The organism is Agreia sp. (genome assembly GCF_964263775.1).
Lineage (GTDB): Bacteria > Actinomycetota > Actinomycetes > Actinomycetales > Microbacteriaceae > Agreia.
The window spans coordinates 1-2,885 of sequence record NZ_CAXVWM010000124.1; the positions used below are offsets into that span (position 1 = coordinate 1).

Genomic DNA, 2,885 nt, shown 5'->3' on the forward strand with positions numbered 1-2,885 from the left:
GGCGAGGCGCGGTGTACCGCTGGTGCACGCCGCGGCGTCTCGGCTGATGGCAGCACTCACCAATGAGGAGTGACACCCTGCCCGGAGCCGAGCACCACGACAATAACCATCCAACCGCAGGGTACCGAGCTGTTCCTCATAGGCGCGGCAGGACGGGGAGAGGGTCGCCTGGTAAGGGAGGATTCAGAGCCATGGCCAGTGCATCGGCCTTCGTGATGTTCTCTGGATAGTTGTACCGGGTGAAATTTCCCTGCGGGTCACCCCGTGAAACCGGCAGCTCTATAGCTGATTCCTCGATGATGCGACCGACGAGGGCTGCCGTGCTCGTAGGGCGTGCTCGCCCGTCATAGTCGCGAAGGATGACTGAAGCTCGAAGACGATGTTCTTGACTCGAGAGCTCAAGCTGCACACAACGCTCAGCCCCAATGGTGCTGACGAGCAAGCGCGCACGGTCGATGTCGGAGAAGTGGACAACGCGACGACCGACGCGAAGCACACCGAGGCGCTCGCTTACGAAAGTACTCGTCATCCGTCGGCGACGGATCGCCACGAGGTATGCGACGAGCAGAACCACGAGCACCATTGCAGTGAGCACCGTGATGAGCAGACGGGAGGAGACCCCGAGTGACTCCGGGAGAAGAAACCAGAGGACGCCGAGCAGCGTCGGCAACGCGAAGATCGAGAAAGCGTGGGCCCAGAACATGAGTGCAGCGTTGGACGGGCGCCGATCATCGAGCACGGTCCACTTGCTACTCTCGCTCATGGTCGCGATCTTGCCAGACGTGACGCCCGATGCACGCGCCCATGTCTGAGGCGTCGGCTAACGTAAGTCCTCACGGGCCGCCGAGCAGACCAAGGGGCATGAATGAGCGAGATAGAGCTGATCAGCGACGGCGACGGCGTCGCTGTCATCGGCGATCCGGCGGCAGTCGAGTTTTTCCTCAGTTCCGCCGGCCTACTGTCCAGAGAATTTCCGCTTCAGCGCCGGTTCGGGTCGACGTTGAGGGCCGGTGCGGGCGTCATGCAAGCCGCATCCGAGATTACGGCGAACGCCGGTCGATGGGTCAAGCTCACTGAAGAGTCAGCCAACGCCATGCAGGTAGGCCATCTGATGAAGGGTTCGTCGTCTGGCCTGAGCCGCGCCGTGCTTACCCATAACGGCAAGGTCACCAAGCTTCTAGAGTTCACGAAGCCTGACGCAATCGGCTCGATCCTGACTAATCCGGCCGTGCTGGCGGGCGCGGCGGGGATCATGGCACAGCTCGCCATGAAGCAGTCGATGGATGAAATCACCGACTATCTCAAGGTCATCGACCAGAAGGTCGACGATATTCTCCTGGCTCAAAAGGATGCCGCCATTGCGCAGATGATCGGAGTGGGTTTCGTCATCGACGACGCAATGACGGTTCGAGAGCACACGGGCCGCGTGTCGGATGTCACCTGGTCGAAGGTGCAGGGCGCAGAACAAGCGATCGCGACCACTCAGGGATATGCGCTGCGACAACTGGACGCTCTTGCGAAGAAGATGGAGAAGAAGTCGAACGCCGGCGATCTCGCCAAGCTCTCCAAAAACGCCCAGACCATCGTTGAAGAGTGGCTGGCTGTCTTGGCTCGGTGTTTCCAGCTTCAAGAAGGGCTCGCCATTCTCGAGCTGGATCGCGTGTTCGACTCCAGCCCCGATGATCTCGACCGCCACCGCAGCGGCCTGCAATCAGCGCGGCTCAAGCGCCGCGACCAGATCGCGCGAAGCACCGCCCGTCTCATGGCGCGGATGGACGCGGTGTCGGGGATTGCCAACACGCGCGTTCTGCTGCACCCGCTCACATCCGGTGCCGTCGTCAAGTCGGGAAACGAAGTCGCTGCTGACGTGCTGGTGTTCCACGAGTGCCTCGGCATCGAGAGCGATCGCGAGTCGCTCGAGGCGAAGCGCTGGACCGAAGCGTTTGGAGAGACGAGGGACAAGGCGGTCGAGACGGGCACGGAAAGTGTCGACGCAGTCCGGCGTTTCGGGATCAAGACTTTCGACGGAGCGAAGTCGGCCGGTGAGAAGCTCTCGCATGGGGTCGCAGAGCGGTGGCAACGACGCACCGACCGTTCTGGGCGAGAAAGCGATAGCTGAGGAGACCGTTTCGATCGGTCGCGGGGAAGGGCACTCGTCGAGCCCCTCAGGAGAGCGAGCAGGTTCTGCTAGACAATCTCTCTGATCAGACCTGACTAGGTTACGATTCCGACGTGTCGGAATCCGTGAACATCTACGACGCGAAGACGGGGTTCTCCCGACTGGTCGCACGAGCCGAGGCCGGCGAGACGATCGCTATCAGCCGCAACGGTCGCGCGGTCGCGCGGCTGGTTCCGGCTTCTGCCGATCGCCGTCCGCGGATTCCGGGGGCTTGGCGCGACCGCGTTGTCATCGCCGAGGATTTCGACAGCTTCCCCGCCGACGACGAGCGCGACTGGTATGGCGCGTGAAGTACTGCTCGACACGCATGCGCTGTTGTGGTGGCTCGGCGATCATCCGAGCCTGACCGACGCGCACCGGCGTACGGCATCGTGGTGAGGTAGCGCCGTCGTCCCTAGACGCCGCGCCCGAACCGGCGATGACGGGCCTGTCAAGTCCGGTGGCTGCCGCACACGCCCAACGTAGTTTGAGCACGGCAGACGCGATACACGCGCACGACGACGGGAGTTCAGCCATGAGCGACAACGGTGCACCTATCGACTTCGACGCAGACCCGAAGAACACGTACGGCACTCCCGGCGACGACGAGTCAGCGGACACCGCTTCGGGGGGCAACCCCGACACCACCGACGCGAACGACGCTCCCGTCGACAACCCGTCCGGCGGATGACACCGACCGAGCTTCACCTGACCAACCCCTGATCGG

The 2,885-nt window shown here is 62.8% G+C and carries 4 protein-coding genes; 3 read left to right on the forward strand and 1 reads right to left on the reverse strand.

Annotation, left to right across the window (positions count from 1 at the left end):
* Positions 1-136: 136 nt before the first annotated feature.
* The gene (locus ACE5CZ_RS09370) at positions 137-763 is read right to left on the reverse strand and encodes a hypothetical protein (RefSeq protein ID WP_374947062.1); all 627 of its coding nucleotides are present in this window, start codon (positions 761-763) and stop codon (positions 137-139) included.
* 102 nt (positions 764-865) lie between these two features.
* Here ACE5CZ_RS09370 and ACE5CZ_RS09375 point away from each other — a divergent pair, with 102 nt between their 5' ends.
* The 3 genes from ACE5CZ_RS09375 (at position 866) to ACE5CZ_RS09385 (ending at position 2,849) form a co-directional block, all read left to right on the forward strand.
* A complete protein-coding gene (locus ACE5CZ_RS09375; protein ID WP_374947063.1) occupies positions 866-2,119 on the forward strand; it encodes a hypothetical protein in 1,254 nt (417 codons plus the stop codon).
* Positions 2,120-2,232: 113 nt separating this feature from the next.
* Positions 2,233-2,469: a type II toxin-antitoxin system Phd/YefM family antitoxin gene (locus tag ACE5CZ_RS09380; RefSeq protein WP_374947064.1), complete on the forward strand. Its 237-nt coding sequence runs from the start codon at positions 2,233-2,235 to the stop codon at positions 2,467-2,469.
* A 224-nt stretch (positions 2,470-2,693) separates the two neighbouring features.
* Positions 2,694-2,849, forward strand: coding sequence for a hypothetical protein (locus ACE5CZ_RS09385; RefSeq protein WP_374947065.1), 156 nt, complete (start codon positions 2,694-2,696; stop codon positions 2,847-2,849).
* The last annotated feature ends 36 nt before the right edge of the window (positions 2,850-2,885 follow it).